Below are 13,424 nucleotides of genomic sequence, written 5' to 3' on the forward strand. Positions count from 1 at the left end.
GAAAAATAAATCCGTCCTTTTTTCGCACCTTTTTCGCTAAATTTACTATCATGAGCATCTAGCCTGCGTGGCACACTGCGAAAGTAGACGAAGCTGCACATTTGTTCATATGGAGATGGAAAGCGTATGCCTAATAATGTTTGTCTAATAAACACGGTAATACCAAGCTCAAAAAAGCAAGCCACAATAAATCTCCACAATAGAAATTTAATTATTACAGGTGTGAATGGCTGCGGTAAAACACAGTTCATTAATGGGCTTTTTGACTATCTATTCAAGCGTATTGATCAGCGGCAAAACGCCTCACCCCAACAGTTCGAACAAAATTTCGACTCATACACTTATCAACTTAGCTTAATAAATGAAGCCGACCAAAATTATCAGTATTTTACCGCAGAAAAGGAAAACACTCGAAAGAAAATATTAGAAGCGAAGTCGCCCCCGGTAAACGTTGAGGACTTCGAGAAATTCACTATTGATTACCACAAGCAAAGCGCGGTGTTACTGAAATTTGAAGCTACTCGCCAAGCGAGCATCAGACCGCCTAACGCCTCGAAGAGTACGGACGCTCTCAAGCAAGAAATACGCACAATTGGTGATGCATCGACACTTTTCGAGGAATACTTAGTAAGTCAGAAAACCGCCCAGGCGTTTGCCGAATCTCCTAACATAGGTAATAATCCGACGGAGGCAAAATCTATTAAGGAATGGTTTGAGAAACTTGAGAGGGACCTCAGAGAATTATTTGAAGACTCTAGTCTAGAACTGCACTTTGATTATACCCTTCAATCATTCCACATAAGACAGCAAGGAAAGATGCCGTTTCGACTTCAGCAACTCTCCTCTGGATTCTCATCTATCCTCTCTATCTATGCGACCTTGCTTACAAAAATCCAGCTAAGTTCCTGTTCGATCGACGAGATCTACGGCGTGGTGCTTATCGATGAGATTGATGCACATCTTCATGTTTCTCTACAACGTAAAATCTTATCTTTTTTGACTAAATCCTTTCCACACATCCAATTTATCGTTACAACACATTCGCCCTTTGTAGTTTCATCGGTCAGAGATGCTGTGATTTATGACCTATCAACTCTGGAGCAGGTCGAAGATCTCTCGATGTATTCCTATGAGTCAATTTTGTCAGGATTATTCAACACAGCACCAGTATCTGAAGTAATGAAAGAAATGATAATTGAAATGGGCGAAATCATGAAGTCTCCAGATGTGGACATCACCAAACTAGAACACTATGTCCGCGAGATTGGAGAACATGAACAGCATTTAGATAGTGAGTCAGCGTTTTTTGTCAAGAAAGCTCGACTAGCCATTAGTAAAAGCAAAAAGACAGGAGAATCTAATGTTTAACACCCTAAGATCTCCTGAAGTTCCTCCTTCGCTCGCCGCAAGACAAAAGTATGACGGAAACGATGTATACACTGAGCTATGCAAAATTTTTCATGACAAGTGCTATATATGCGAAACAAAGGAGCCTCATGATATAAATGTAGAGAATTTTCACCCTCACAAAGGAGATGAAACCAAAAAATTTGATTGGAATAATCTCTATTTAGCTTGCAGTAGGTGCAACAATATAAAGCTTGCAGAATTTGACGACATCATAGATTGCTGCGATACCGCGATAGACGTATCCCGGGCGATCAAACATATTCCGCCGACAACTCCTTATGCTAAAACCGTTCAGCTCGTGTCGATGTCCGATGAAGCTAAAATTGAATTAAGTACGCGACTCCTTGATCGGGTATACAATAGCGACCACACTGTAAATAAAAAAGTTTCAGGAGCCTTCTTGCGCCGCAAGGTTTTCGACCAGTACAACCTACTTTTAGACCAAATCAACTCTTATTATAACCCGGTAGCAACGGACGATGAAAAAACATTAAGCCTGGAGCGAATGAGAAAACTCATCCACGGATCTGCTCCTTATTCTGCTTTTATTCGGTGGTGTATTTTAGATGACAACGAACTCAGCGATTTACTTGTTGATTTCATGGACTAATTATAACCAATATCAAACCATCCTATCTTGAGCCGACAAGAATTATGGAATTACTGTGACCGACGACAAAAAAGGGGACAGATCTATTATTCAGAATAATAGACCCGTCCCCATTTTTATTTCTAGGATCAAAAATAAATATGCCGCTCCCCCTCTCATGCATTTTTTGTCACAGCAGTGAGAGCTCGTCAGTAGCCCACATTGTTCCTGAGTCGTTAGGTGGGAAAAATGCCCCGATAGGAAGACCGGGAGTTACCTGTGATCGCTGCAATCAATACTTTGGGCAAAAAGTTGAGTCCAAGGCGCTGCATAGCTTCCCATTTAACGGCTATCGCCTTCTGCAAGGAGTGCCCTCGAAGAAGGGACGCTTCGTTCGGATGGATACCATGTTTGGCAAAGTGGAGGCATCCGGAGCGCCCGGAATCATTCAACTCGAACCGCGAAACGACGAACTGAAAAATCTAGTTAAAACTGGGCGGGTTTCCCAGTTTCATCTGATAGCCGAAGTCTCAGAACCACTCGCAGTGGTTCGTATGCTACTGAAAATTGGACTTGAGCAATTAGGTAAGCACTTTTATGACGTCGCAGTCTCGAGTCGGGTGGAAGAGGCTCGTGCTTTCGCTCGAAGACCGGGGAGAGGCGATAACTGGTGGTTTGTTCTTTGCACTAATCCAAGCGAGGTATTTGACACGAAAATTCAAGATGAAGTTTCCATTGAGATAAGGGAGCAAGAGGGGATACTCGTTTCCATCATGCATCTCCCTGGAGTTACAACTATAGTCCCGTTGGAAAAGCGAGCTATACCGCCAACTTCGGCAAGCCTGCTGGAGCCTCGCTATCGGATTATTCGAACTACGTGCTAATGAGCGAAAGGGGGACTGATTTATTTCTGAGCAAAATAAATCAGCCCTCCCTTACTTCCAATTATTCTCCCCACTCTCATTATTTTAAGGTCATTCACCCTTTTTGTGTTTATGAACTTCCAGATCAGGATGTTTGGGTTTGTTTTCTTCAGTAACACGACGGCGCTGGTCCTTTTTGCCGGTGGATTCAGCGATCGGTTTGGGGCCGGGTTTAATACTCATGTGTTCAACTCCTTCGATTGATAACGTGCCTGTAAGTGATGCCGCACGCATGGACAGTGAGGCTACGGGGCGACCAACTCGGCTAGCTTGGCCGCGATATCGGCAAATGTATCTTCAACAGTGCTCAAGCCGCTTCTCGAACCGAGTAGAGGACTGACTTCGCGCAGCGATTCGTAGGTGGTGTCGTGAATGATCGGAACCAGCAGATCCCTTGCGAGGAGAGCGGATAGCTCTTTGTCGGCGATGCCTTCGGCTGCTAGGCGACGAAGCAAGGCAGGAGTCACCAGCACAATTCCCACTCGAGACTTTGCCAAGCCTTTATCAATTTCCCGCAGTAGGGAAGAGCCTAGAAGAACGTCTTTCTCGCTGAACCAAACGGAAACACCGAGCGACTCAAGTACATCATGCAGCTCCTTCGCAGATCCTTTCCGGTCGTCCCAGGCGTGACAAAGAAAGACGTCACGTAGATCAGGTGCTGTCGCGCGCCTCTCGAAATTTTCGCGTACCGGTGTGAGCGTCCTTACCTCGGCGGAGGTGTAGGCGACAGAGGATCCGGGTTTAGACCAGCGCGGCTTTGGGCTGCTAGATGAACCGCCACTACTGCGACCACTCCCGCCATTTGACGGAGATGAATAGGATGGTGAATAGGACGAGGATGAATACGATCGCGATCCGTATCCGCTATATCCGCTGCCACATGCGGGACACGCTGCTCTTGCACTTGCCGAACGATGACCATGTACCGGTGCTGTGCATCTAGACATGTCTTAAACCTTCCAGTTGTAGATGCTTACCCAAGCAATGATTAAGCAGCGGTTGTACCGAGCCATCAGCTTTTGAAAACACCGCAGCCCATCCTTAATAGCTCGAAATCAACCTGCGCTTCAGACCATGATTCCAATATGCTGGCACAAACAATAGCTCATAGCGTGAATTCCGCTAGCTGTCGTAGCGTGATTGTTCGCTGACGGCTTCATTCTCCATTCTTTTCCTTCCCTACAGTTCAGGCCGGATCAGCCTCGGCAACACCACCCCCTCCGCCAACCTCTCCACCCCCAACCGCACCCTCTCCCCACCCTGCTCAATCACCACCCCATCCCCCTCCACCGCCAACAACTTCACCCCAGGCCCAACCTTCTCCCCCTGCAAAAAACTACGCGGCGGCCCATCGTTCAGGCTCAGTATCGCCACCGCCCCCCGACTCCCCGCCATCACCCCGCTCACCTTGATATCCACCGGCGCCGTTTGATTGGAAAACCACTGCAATGCCGGACTATCACTACGCACCGCGAGCAATTGCGGGGCTGCCGGCGGGGTGTGGGATTCGGCGGAGGTCAGCAGCAGCGACGACCACGTCGCCACGCCAACCAGCGCGGCGAGCAGTGCCACGGCCTGAACCATTTGCGGTGGGGAAAAGCGTGCGGTGAACATCATGGGCTGAATCTCCTTTTAGTCCCTGCCCACAGACTACGCGGCAATTCTCACGGTTTTATTTCACACGCCTTACATGTTGGCCGTGCAGGATGATCCTCAACGCAAAGGAGCGCGCAATCGATGAACAGGCAACGGGGCTTTACCCTGATCGAGTTGATGGTGGTGCTGGTGATCATCGGTATCGCCAGTGCGGCGATCAGCCTGAGCATCAAGCCCGATCCGCTGCAATTGCTGCGCAAGGATGCCGAGCGTGTGGCGCAGTTGCTGCAAGTGGCGCAGGCCGAGGCCCGCGCTGATGGCCGGCCGATTGTCTGGGTCAGTGATGCCAAGGGTTTTCGTTTCAGTCGGCGCAGCGACAGCGGCAAGGGTTTCGAGCATTTCAGCCAGGACCCGCAACTACGCCCACGGCCGTGGCAGAGCCCGAAGATGGAGGTTCGCGTGGAGCCGAAACAGAAAGTCGTGCTCAACGCCGAATGGATCAACCCGCCGCTGCAACTGACCTTGTCTGATGGTTTCAATCGCCTGAGCGTGTTGCGCGATGGCGCCGGCCGGATCAGCGTGCAATGAAAGACCAACAAGGTTTCACCCTGATTGAGGTGATGGTCGCGATTCTGCTGATGGCGGTGGTGAGTTTGATTGCCTGGCGTGGGCTCGACAGCGTGACTCGGGCTGACAGTCATTTGCAGGCCAGCAGTGAGCAGAGTGACAGCCTGTTGCGGGCGTTGAATCAGTTGCAGCGGGATGTGGACATGCGCGCGGGGATTGAATTGACCGAGCCGAAGAAAGTCGGTGTGGATGATGAGCCGCCCAGCGCCCCGCCCGCGCTGACTGTGCGCAGCAGTGACAGCAAGGGGTTTCGGCTGGACATCATTCGCACGGCGGCGGATCAGCCGGGGGCGTTGCAGCGGGTGCGGTGGTGGGTCAAGGGCGATACGTTGTATCGGGCGGTGGCGGCGGCGCGGAGTCGGTATCCGTTGCCGGCGCCTACTGCTGGGGTTGCTGTGTTGAAAGATGTTAGCGATGCACAGATTCGGGTTTGGGAAACGGATAAGGGATGGCGGCAGTTGAGTGGTAATCGGCGGGAGGATCCGCAAGGGCTGGAGATTCGGTTGACTCGGCAGACGCCGCAGGGGGTGGAGAAATATCGGCAGGTGATTGGGCCGTTGGAATGAGTCCCGCCTGATATCCCCGACCCCTTCCCCCCTGTAGGAGCTGCCGAAGGCTCGGGCCACGTTCGGACGATCTTTTGATTTTGCTTCTGAAAAACAAAATCAAAAGATCGCAGCCTTCGGCAGCTCCTACATTGGGATTGAGTGCCCCCGCACGCGGCGCATGCCGCCCCACTCAAAACAATGAGCGTTAGCTCGAGTAAAGCTCTTGATCTTGATCTCAGAGCCCGTCGGAAGGCTGAGTGGAGGGATTGATCCGGGGGTGGGAGCGAAGCGACCGTTCGACGAAGTCGAACACATCGAGAGGAGGTGCAGCGCAGCAAACCGGAGGCGATGCGCCCGGATCAATCCCGCAGCGAAGGAACCCGAGCCACAGCGAGGGCCGCACGTCAGGGCAAAGACTTTTTGGTTACTTTTGAGGCGTTTGTCAAAAGTGACCCGCCGTCAGGGCGGAACCCTAAGCAGCCATTACCGCAGCAACGGATATGTACACCATCCACCCCACTAGCTAAGGACGACGACACCACCCGGCAACTCGGTGCATTTGACGCCGTAAGCATCCCGAATCAACAACGCGACACCCGCGAGTTGATCAAGACTGAAGCGTGCCTGCACCCGGCGTTGGCCGAGTTCGCGGTTGAGCAGCAGCAACATGCCGGGGCGGTAGCGATTAATCTCGTCAATCATCTGACTCAACGTCGCCCCATTAAACACCAACACCTGCTGCCGCCAATTCATCACCGCCGCCGTGTCAACGCTCTGCACAATGCCAACCTGCCGCGCGTCATAAGTCACCTGCTGCCCCGGCTCCAGACGCAAACGGCGCCCTTCAACATCCACTTCCACCGCACCATCAAGGCAAGTCACACAGACCTGCTGATCGGTATTACGCAAATTGAACCGCGCCTGACTCGCCCGCAACCACCCGCCCCCGGCCTGCATCGCCAACGGCAACCGCGCGGTCTGCACCTCAACTTCACCACTGACCAATTCAAAACCCTGCACACCGTCATCGACCGAGCGCTGATTGATTCGGGTCTGCGTGTTCAACTCCAGGCTCACACCCTCCGCCGGTTCAAAACGCCGCTGCTGCCCGACCTCGGTGATGAAATCGGCACCCAACCCGCCGAAGCCCCCGGGGATCGTCCCGCGCACCAAAAAGAACGCCGCCGACGCCGCAATGGCACCACCCAGAAACGCCCGCCGCCCAAACCCACGCGGCGCCTGCAAACCCTCTGCCGCCGGTTGCAGCAAATGCCACAGAGCTTTGGTCTCTTCGAATGCGCTCGCGTGTTCAGGACTCTGCGCGCACCACTGGCGTAACGCCCGGGCGTCGGCGACGGTGGCGCGGCCCGAGGTCAGCAGGATCAGCCAGTCGCGGGCTTCGCTTTGCAGGCGCTCGGCGGCCGAAGGCTCGGCAGGTGTCAGTCGAAAGATGTTCAAGACGCGCAGATTCTCAACGGATTAATCGGGCACTACTCTGAAGACGGTTTTCCGGCCCCGCGACCGAACCGCTGAAACACTTTTCTTTCAAGTTTGGCGGCGCAATGGCCCAAGGCAGCCTTGATTTCCTTCTCGACCATGCGCGTGGAAATGCCAAAGCGCTGGGAGATTTCCAGGTGCGGCGCCTCTTCCAGACGCGCCGCGATAAAAATCCGCCGACGCCGCGCCGGCAGTTCGTATAGCGCCTTGAGCAGCGACTGGATTTCCTTTTGCCCACCCACCACCCGCGCCGGGTCGAGCGCCTCGTCACCGATTTGCAGCAGCTCTTCGACCTCGGTGCCGGTAAGCAGGCGTGCATCGGCCTGGCGCCGGTCGGCGGCGATGTTCAGGGCCATGCGATAGAGGTAGGCGTTGGGCCGGGCGATATTGGCCGGCGTCTCCATGCGATCAACGCGCAGGTAGGTTTCGTGCAGCACGTCGTTGGCCAGATCCTCCGAGCCCAGACGCCGACGCAGGCGCACCCGAAAGTCCTCGTAGGACGTCAGGAACAATTGGACCAGCGAACCTTGTCCGGTGTCTTTCATCCCCCGGAAACTCCTTCCCATGTGGTGCATTCCATGCGTTTTCCTGACGACTCCGGTAACAACAGCAACGTGACCGGCTGACGCAAGGCACTGGGCGTAGGCCGGTCGATCCTGAGATTGCGAAAGCTTTCCACCAGCGCGGTATCGCGCCGTACATCGCCGGTCGAAGTGACCAACCGGTTGTGTTGCACCAGGCCATCGCGCCCGACCCAGACCTGCAACACCGCGCGATAACCGCCCGGACGGGTCAGCGGCGACCGGCACAGGTTGCGCTCGATCGCCGCTTGCACTGCCGTGGCATAACTGCGACTGACGGCCACGCTTTCGGGCGACTGTTTTTGCGGCGGCGCTGGCACGTCTTCGACCTGCGCCACTTGCAAAGTGAACGCATCACCACGGGCATAGCGCGCCATCAAACCACTGCCACCGAGCAGGCGGCGCAGCGCGTCGGCGGCGGTGTATTCGCCATCCACCGCCAAGGAGCGTCTACCGCGACTCAACTGACTGTCGACCAACACCGCCACACCGGTGGCGTGGCTGTACTGATCGAGCGCCCGGGCCAGATCCTGTGCAGGAATGTGCAGCGTCATGCGCATGTCTGCCGGCACCGGGTCCGCTGTCGCAGTGCCCGTCAGCCAGGCAAGCAGCACCCCCAGACCCAGCCGGCGCACAAGAGTCGTTGAACGCTGAAGACCGTCCCTGGAACTGCCTCGCTGCACGGCTGACGTATCCCTGAAAATCGTCATCCTGAGGGCTGTTTATGAATCTGGTGTGACGGCCACTGCAAAAAAACCATCACGGGATTTGCGCACGGCGTGCACTAGACTTCTTGCATAGCGCGGCCCCTTCGGGCCGGCCAGGAGGCCTGCATGAAATCACTGTGGAAAATCGCCCTTGGCGGGCTGTTGCTGAGCGCCTTCGTCAGCGCCCACGCCGAGCAACCGCTGGGCTGCGTGGAAGTGACGGTCGGCGGCTACAAGGCGCCGAATTACGATTGCCTGAGCCAGCAGATGGGCAACAACCCTGAAGGCGCGGCAGCGGCGGAAAAGAATCAAGAGGCGCTGAACGTGCCGGTGAACAAGCGACCGCCGAATCAGGTTGGCCTAGCGACACCGGCCGCGACCAGCACGCGGATGGGCAACACCTTTGGCACGTCGGTGAAACCGCAGCGCCCACCGCAATGACACCCCACCGATCGTTCCCACGCTCCGCGTGGGAATGCCTCAACGGACGCTCCGCGTTCGGCTCTGGAGGGGACGCGGAGCGTCCCGGGCTGCATTCCCACGCAGAGCGTGGGAACGATCATGGGGGGCTCAGTCGCTTGGGGTTTGGCGAAAGCTCACGGCCAGGCGATTCCAGCTGTTGATTGTGGTCACGGCCATCGTCAGGTCGACCATTTCCCCTTCGCTGAATTGCTCGCGTGCCTGCTGATAAACATCATCCGGCACATGACTTTCGGCGAGCAGCGTTACCGCCTCGGCCCACCCCAGCGCCGCACGTTCGCGGGGATTGAAGAAGTTGCTGTCGCGCCACACCGCAATCGCATACAAGCGCCGGTCACTCTCCCCGGCCCGCCGCGCGTCCACCGAATGCATGTCGGTGCAGAACGCGCAGCCGTTGAGTTGCGAGGCGCGGATCCTGATCAGTTGCAGCAGCGGCTGCTCGATGCTCAGGTTGCTGGTCAGCGCCTCCATGGCAATCATGGCTTTCATCGCCTTGGGCGAAGCGTTGTAGTAATCCAGGCGCGGGGGCATGGCTGTTCTCGGTAGACGGAATAATGACTTCACCGTAAACGCCGACAGCGACGCATTACAGCCCCAATTGCACGGAAAACCGGCACACCACTGAACCCTGCCTTTACGCACATCTGATCGTTCCCACGCTCTGCGTGGGAATGCAGCCATGGACGCTCCGCGTCCACTGTGACGCAGAGCGTCACGGGAGGCGTTACCACGCGGAGCGTGGGAACGATCAGGTAAAGATCGCAGCCTTCGGCAGCTCCTACAGGGATTGGGGCCAATTTTGGGATTTTCGGCTGCGCAACTACTGATGAACAGGCAAAGCGGAGTAATCTGGCGGGCAATCAATTCGCGCCTCGGAGCCCAGTCGGTATGGAACTTCACGTTGTGATCAACGGCCGCAAGGATCTGGCCGGTCAGTTGTATCAACAACTGCGTGGTGCCATCGAGTCCGGGCGTCTGGCCGCTGGCACACAGTTGCCGCCGAGCCGCTTGCTGGCCGAGCAACTGGGGATTTCGCGCAAAACCATTTCCGACACCTACGCCCAACTGACCTACGAAAACTTCCTGACCGGCGTGATCGGCAAAGGCACCTACGTCAACGCACGCCCGGCGCAAGTCCAGCGCAAGCAAAGCCACACCGAGCTGGCCAGCGCCGAGGTGATCGAGCGCTGGAGAAACCTGCCGGTGTTCCTGCGCCACCCGACGCTGGAAGGCTCGTTGCGCTACGACTTCATTGGCGGTGCCACCAGCAAAGGCCAGTTTCCCCATGACGACTGGCGCCGCTGTGTCTCCCACGCCATGCGCCAGATGGCCGGTTCAAAAGGCTTCTACAGCGTGCCCGAAGGTTTGCCGGCGCTGCGCAATGCGATTGCCCGGCACATCGCGTTTTCCCGCGGGGTCAACTGCAAGGACGAAGACATCGTGGTGTGCAACGGCGCGCAACAGGCGCTGGACCTGATCACGCGTGTACTGATCAGCCCCGGCAGTCGGGTGGCGATGGAAGATCCGGGCTACCCGCCGGCACGTTTGCTGTTCGGCACCCACGGCGCGGATGTGGTCGGCGTGCCAGTGGATGACGAAGGCATTGTGGTTGAGCAAATCCCCGAGGGCACGCGGCTGATCTACGTCACGCCCTCGCACCAGTTTCCCCTGAGCATGCCGATGAGTCCGGCGCGTCGCGAAGCCTTGCTGGCCCGCGCCTATGATCTGGGCGCAATCATCATCGAGGACGACTATGACAGCGAGTTCCGCTACGAAGGCCGGCCCACCGACTCACTGTTCAGTCTCGACCAGCGCGGCATCGTCGCCTACGTCGGAACGTTCTCTAAAACCCTGCTGCCGGAGCTGCGACTGGGCTATGCGATCCTGCCGCCGGCGATCCTCGAAGCGGTGATCCGCGCCAAGCAACTCACTGATCTGCATGCCTCCACCCTGCCGCAATGGGCCTTGGCGAAGTTCATCGCCGAGGGTTGCCTGCTCAAGCATATCCGCCGCTGCCATACGATTTACGCCCAGCGCCGCGAACGGATTCTGGCGCGCATGGCCAGCGATCTGTCGCCGTGGCTTGAGGCCGTGCCACCCAGCGCCGGGTTCCACATGGCCGCGCTGTGCAAGAAGCCGATCGACCTGCCATTGGTGATCGAACTGGCGAAAAAGGTCGAAGTCGGGCTGTACGCCATCGACGGTTTCTATTATCAGCAACCGGTGAAAAGCGGTCTGTACTTCGGCTTTGGCGCCATCGAGACGCTGGACATCGATATCGCACTGGATCGCCTGCGCGACATCCTTCAGCAAGTCGCTTGAGTGATTGGCCTAACGGATTAACCGCCGATTGGTTATTGGTGATACGGGGTGGCAGGCCTATCCTGCACAGGCGTTATCCCTCAATGAGCAGGATTCGTCCGGCCTGATTCAGGAGTGTGAGCAATGTCCAACGAAGTGATCAACACCGTCCAGGTGCAGGCCGCCGCCGGCCGCTCGGATGAACTGGGCAGGCAACTGCAGAAGATCGTCGAAACCCTGCGCGAAACGCCGGGCTGCGACTCCTATATAGTCGACCGCTGCCCCGATGACAGCCACCGCTGGACGGTCAGCGCCCACTGGCAGTCGGAAGCGGCGATGCAGGCGCATTTCAACCGGCCCGAGGCGCAGGGGTTTATCGACTTGATCGATAGCCGTCTGGCCAACAGCGTGGATTTCAACAGTTTTCCTATCGTTTAGACGCAAGATCAAAAGATCGCAGCCTTCGGCAGCTCCTACACCGATTTCTGTAGGAGCTGCCGAAGGCTGCGATCTTTTGCTTTTGATCACCCCGCAAATCAGATTGGTCACCCGATCTTCCAGAATATTGGCCGTTTGAATGCGCCACCCCGCGCTCTACTGTGATCACCGACCTCCCCACTTCACAGGTGATCCGCCATGAAAGCCCTGCACGTCATCGCCGCCGCCCTCGCCTTGACGATTTCCGCCTCGGCGCTCGCCCATGACTCGTCCGAGAAAGTCACGGTGCTGCAAGACCAGATGCTGAAAAACGCCCCCGGCAAAAAGGCCATGATGATCGAAGTCGACTACAAGCCCGGCCAATCGTCCATCGCCCACAAACACGAGGGCACCGCCATGGCTTACGTGCTGGAAGGCGAAGTGATTTCCCAGGTCAAGGGTGAACAGCCGACCACTTACAAGAAGGGTCAATTCTGGTACGAACCGGCCGGCTCCGAACATCTGATGTCGAAAAATGCCAGTAAAAGCAAACCGGCGAAGTTGCTGGTGTTTATGGTGTTGGCCCCGGACGAGCAGGTGTTGATCCCCCTGAAAGACTGATGGCTGTCCGGCCAGCCATAACTAAAAAGGCTCAAATCGCTGATTGGAGCCTTTTTATTGCTCGGCGCAATTAACCGATGCCGTTTAAAGCAAATGAAACTATCCACCCGCTGATAAACCGATAAATTGTCAGCTGCCTTACAGGTTCTCCGGTTTAGTCTGAATTAACGCCGAGCGCCCTTTTAAAACTCGGCAATTGCAACTTTCCGACTGAAGTTGTTTCACGGGAGATCCACCATGAAACTTGCGTTGGCCAGTACGTTGGTAATTTCCGTTTTAGCCCTCTCCGCCTGTTCCGTACCCACCGCTCCCCGAGCGGTCTCATCCCTTGACACGCTACTGCCCCATCCGACCGGCCGCAGCAGCGCCACTCAGGTGAAAAGCGGTCCCGGCGTCGCGCTCGGTGTCGTTTACAGCCCAAGCACCCAAACCAATCGTGAATACCTGCGCGACTATCAGGCCAATGCCGGCACCGGTTTCGGCCAGAGCCTGCTGGTGAAACCGATCCATGACGCCTATGTCGCGACGTCAAAACCGGACATGGCGGTGGAATGGGTCAACGCTTCCCTGCAACGCCAGTTCGGCTCGGTGACGGTCTACCCGGATATGCAAAGCCTTCGTGCGGCCAGGCCGGATGTGGTGGCAATCATTGGCACCCACAGCCAATTGATCACTTCGCGCAGTTCCGATATCCAGGCGCACGTGAGTGCGGACTTTTATGATGCGCAGCTCAATTACATCGGTACGGCCAAAGGCTCGGACGCGAAAGAACTGACACCGATTTGGGCGGACTTCAAACGTTCCGAAGAGATTGTTGCTGACATCAATCAACAACAAGACGTTCAAGTAAGGGCATTGCAGAAGTTTGACCAGTCGCTCAGTAATTTATTGACCAGGCCGACAGATAAAGTGTCGATGCTCGAGAGCAAACAAGTTCAGAAGTTGTATTGATATAAAGAGCCTCATCGCTGGCAAGCCAGCTCCCACAGGGATCTGCGGTGAACACAAATTCTGTGAACACCCGAGAAACCTGTGGGAGCTGGCTTGCCAGCGATGAGGCCTGAATAATCAACACAAAATCCATCAGACGTAAAAAAGCCCCGGCATCTCACGATACCGGGGCTTTT

The 13,424-nt window shown here is 55.8% G+C and carries 17 protein-coding genes; 10 read left to right on the forward strand and 7 right to left on the reverse strand.

Annotated features, from left to right (window positions below; translation table 11 throughout):
• The first annotated feature begins 126 nt into the window (after positions 1-126).
• From IAI51_RS11455 to IAI51_RS28240, 3 genes are all read left to right on the forward strand, one after another.
• On the forward strand, positions 127-1,368 hold the full coding sequence (locus IAI51_RS11455) for an AAA family ATPase (protein WP_187678587.1): 1,242 nt from the start codon (positions 127-129) through the stop codon (positions 1,366-1,368).
• On the forward strand, positions 1,361-2,020 hold the full coding sequence (locus tag IAI51_RS11460; protein ID WP_187678588.1) for a hypothetical protein: 660 nt from the start codon (positions 1,361-1,363) through the stop codon (positions 2,018-2,020). The genes IAI51_RS11455 and IAI51_RS11460 overlap by 8 nt, the downstream gene beginning before the upstream one ends.
• 140 nt (positions 2,021-2,160) lie before the next feature.
• Complete coding sequence (locus tag IAI51_RS28240) at positions 2,161-2,883, forward strand: HNH endonuclease (RefSeq protein WP_187678589.1); 723 nt, start codon at positions 2,161-2,163, stop codon at positions 2,881-2,883.
• Between the two features lie 90 nt (positions 2,884-2,973).
• Here the strand turns inward: IAI51_RS28240 and IAI51_RS27935 are convergent, their stop codons facing one another.
• From IAI51_RS27935 to IAI51_RS11475, 3 genes are all read right to left on the reverse strand, one after another.
• On the reverse strand, positions 2,974-3,105 hold the full coding sequence (locus IAI51_RS27935; protein WP_262137213.1) for a hypothetical protein: 132 nt from the start codon (positions 3,103-3,105) through the stop codon (positions 2,974-2,976).
• A gap of 62 nt (positions 3,106-3,167) precedes the next feature.
• Positions 3,168-3,869, reverse strand: coding sequence for a toll/interleukin-1 receptor domain-containing protein (locus tag IAI51_RS11470; protein WP_187678590.1), 702 nt, complete (start codon positions 3,867-3,869; stop codon positions 3,168-3,170).
• A 232-nt stretch (positions 3,870-4,101) separates the two neighbouring features.
• A complete protein-coding gene (locus IAI51_RS11475) occupies positions 4,102-4,539 on the reverse strand; it encodes a type II secretion system protein N (RefSeq protein WP_187678591.1) in 438 nt (145 codons plus the stop codon).
• A 120-nt stretch (positions 4,540-4,659) separates the two neighbouring features.
• Here IAI51_RS11475 and gspH point away from each other — a divergent pair, with 120 nt between their 5' ends.
• A complete protein-coding gene (gspH, locus tag IAI51_RS11480; RefSeq protein ID WP_187678592.1) occupies positions 4,660-5,106 on the forward strand; it encodes a type II secretion system minor pseudopilin GspH in 447 nt (148 codons plus the stop codon).
• Positions 5,103-5,711, forward strand: a complete 609-nt coding sequence (locus IAI51_RS11485) for a prepilin-type N-terminal cleavage/methylation domain-containing protein (protein WP_187678593.1) — start codon at positions 5,103-5,105, stop codon at positions 5,709-5,711. The genes gspH and IAI51_RS11485 overlap by 4 nt, the downstream gene beginning before the upstream one ends.
• A gap of 501 nt (positions 5,712-6,212) precedes the next feature.
• Here the strand turns inward: IAI51_RS11485 and IAI51_RS11490 are convergent.
• From IAI51_RS11490 to IAI51_RS11500, 3 genes are read right to left on the reverse strand one after another with little or no spacing between them, the layout of a single operon-like run.
• A complete protein-coding gene (locus IAI51_RS11490; RefSeq protein ID WP_187678594.1) occupies positions 6,213-7,151 on the reverse strand; it encodes a FecR family protein in 939 nt (312 codons plus the stop codon).
• A gap of 32 nt (positions 7,152-7,183) precedes the next feature.
• The gene (locus IAI51_RS11495; protein ID WP_187678595.1) at positions 7,184-7,735 is read right to left on the reverse strand and encodes an RNA polymerase sigma factor; all 552 of its coding nucleotides are present in this window, start codon (positions 7,733-7,735) and stop codon (positions 7,184-7,186) included.
• The gene (locus tag IAI51_RS11500) at positions 7,732-8,397 is read right to left on the reverse strand and encodes a secretin and TonB N-terminal domain-containing protein (RefSeq protein ID WP_410458000.1); all 666 of its coding nucleotides are present in this window, start codon (positions 8,395-8,397) and stop codon (positions 7,732-7,734) included. The genes IAI51_RS11495 and IAI51_RS11500 overlap by 4 nt, the downstream gene beginning before the upstream one ends.
• Positions 8,398-8,604: 207 nt before the next feature.
• Here IAI51_RS11500 and IAI51_RS11505 point away from each other — a divergent pair, with 207 nt between their 5' ends.
• Positions 8,605-8,919, forward strand: coding sequence for a hypothetical protein (locus tag IAI51_RS11505; protein WP_187678597.1), 315 nt, complete (start codon positions 8,605-8,607; stop codon positions 8,917-8,919).
• Between the two features lie 129 nt (positions 8,920-9,048).
• Here IAI51_RS11505 and IAI51_RS11510 read toward each other — a convergent pair whose 3' ends face one another.
• Positions 9,049-9,489 carry a carboxymuconolactone decarboxylase family protein gene (locus tag IAI51_RS11510; RefSeq protein WP_187678598.1) on the reverse strand — a complete coding sequence of 147 codons (441 nt, stop codon included), beginning with the start codon at positions 9,487-9,489 and terminating at the stop codon, positions 9,049-9,051.
• A gap of 357 nt (positions 9,490-9,846) precedes the next feature.
• On the opposite strand from IAI51_RS11510, the gene IAI51_RS11515 reads away from it, so the two are divergent.
• The 4 genes from IAI51_RS11515 (at position 9,847) to IAI51_RS11530 (ending at position 13,248) form a co-directional block, all read left to right on the forward strand.
• Positions 9,847-11,280 carry a PLP-dependent aminotransferase family protein gene (locus IAI51_RS11515; protein ID WP_187678599.1) on the forward strand — a complete coding sequence of 478 codons (1,434 nt, stop codon included), beginning with the start codon at positions 9,847-9,849 and terminating at the stop codon, positions 11,278-11,280.
• 123 nt (positions 11,281-11,403) lie between these two features.
• On the forward strand, positions 11,404-11,697 hold the full coding sequence (locus IAI51_RS11520; protein ID WP_187678600.1) for a putative quinol monooxygenase: 294 nt from the start codon (positions 11,404-11,406) through the stop codon (positions 11,695-11,697).
• 198 nt (positions 11,698-11,895) lie between these two features.
• A complete protein-coding gene (locus IAI51_RS11525; protein ID WP_187678601.1) occupies positions 11,896-12,297 on the forward strand; it encodes a cupin domain-containing protein in 402 nt (133 codons plus the stop codon).
• A gap of 237 nt (positions 12,298-12,534) precedes the next feature.
• Positions 12,535-13,248: an ATPase gene (locus IAI51_RS11530; RefSeq protein ID WP_187678602.1), complete on the forward strand. Its 714-nt coding sequence runs from the start codon at positions 12,535-12,537 to the stop codon at positions 13,246-13,248.
• Positions 13,249-13,424 lie beyond the last annotated feature (176 nt).

Origin of the sequence: Pseudomonas sp. N40(2020), from assembly GCF_014472415.1 — a bacterium.
GTDB lineage: Bacteria > Pseudomonadota > Gammaproteobacteria > Pseudomonadales > Pseudomonadaceae > Aquipseudomonas.

Bases quoted from the DNA above. Each gene is read 5' to 3' on its own strand.
- IAI51_RS11455 (WP_187678587.1), top strand. From the start codon at position 127: ATGCCTAATAATGTTTGTCTAATAAACACGGTAATACCAAGCTCAAAA.
- IAI51_RS11460 (WP_187678588.1), top strand. From the start codon at position 1,361: ATGTTTAACACCCTAAGATCTCCTGAAGTTCCTCCTTCGCTCGCCGCA.
- IAI51_RS28240 (WP_187678589.1), top strand. From the start codon at position 2,161: ATGCCGCTCCCCCTCTCATGCATTTTTTGTCACAGCAGTGAGAGCTCG.
- IAI51_RS27935 (WP_262137213.1), bottom strand. From the start codon at position 3,105: ATGAGTATTAAACCCGGCCCCAAACCGATCGCTGAATCCACCGGCAAA.
- IAI51_RS11470 (WP_187678590.1), bottom strand. From the start codon at position 3,869: ATGTCTAGATGCACAGCACCGGTACATGGTCATCGTTCGGCAAGTGCA.
- IAI51_RS11475 (WP_187678591.1), bottom strand. From the start codon at position 4,539: ATGATGTTCACCGCACGCTTTTCCCCACCGCAAATGGTTCAGGCCGTG.
- gspH (WP_187678592.1), top strand. From the start codon at position 4,660: ATGAACAGGCAACGGGGCTTTACCCTGATCGAGTTGATGGTGGTGCTG.
- IAI51_RS11485 (WP_187678593.1), top strand. From the start codon at position 5,103: ATGAAAGACCAACAAGGTTTCACCCTGATTGAGGTGATGGTCGCGATT.
- IAI51_RS11495 (WP_187678595.1), bottom strand. From the start codon at position 7,735: ATGAAAGACACCGGACAAGGTTCGCTGGTCCAATTGTTCCTGACGTCC.
- IAI51_RS11505 (WP_187678597.1), top strand. From the start codon at position 8,605: ATGAAATCACTGTGGAAAATCGCCCTTGGCGGGCTGTTGCTGAGCGCC.
- IAI51_RS11510 (WP_187678598.1), bottom strand. From the start codon at position 9,489: ATGCCCCCGCGCCTGGATTACTACAACGCTTCGCCCAAGGCGATGAAA.
- IAI51_RS11515 (WP_187678599.1), top strand. From the start codon at position 9,847: ATGGAACTTCACGTTGTGATCAACGGCCGCAAGGATCTGGCCGGTCAG.
- IAI51_RS11520 (WP_187678600.1), top strand. From the start codon at position 11,404: ATGTCCAACGAAGTGATCAACACCGTCCAGGTGCAGGCCGCCGCCGGC.
- IAI51_RS11525 (WP_187678601.1), top strand. From the start codon at position 11,896: ATGAAAGCCCTGCACGTCATCGCCGCCGCCCTCGCCTTGACGATTTCC.
- IAI51_RS11530 (WP_187678602.1), top strand. From the start codon at position 12,535: ATGAAACTTGCGTTGGCCAGTACGTTGGTAATTTCCGTTTTAGCCCTC.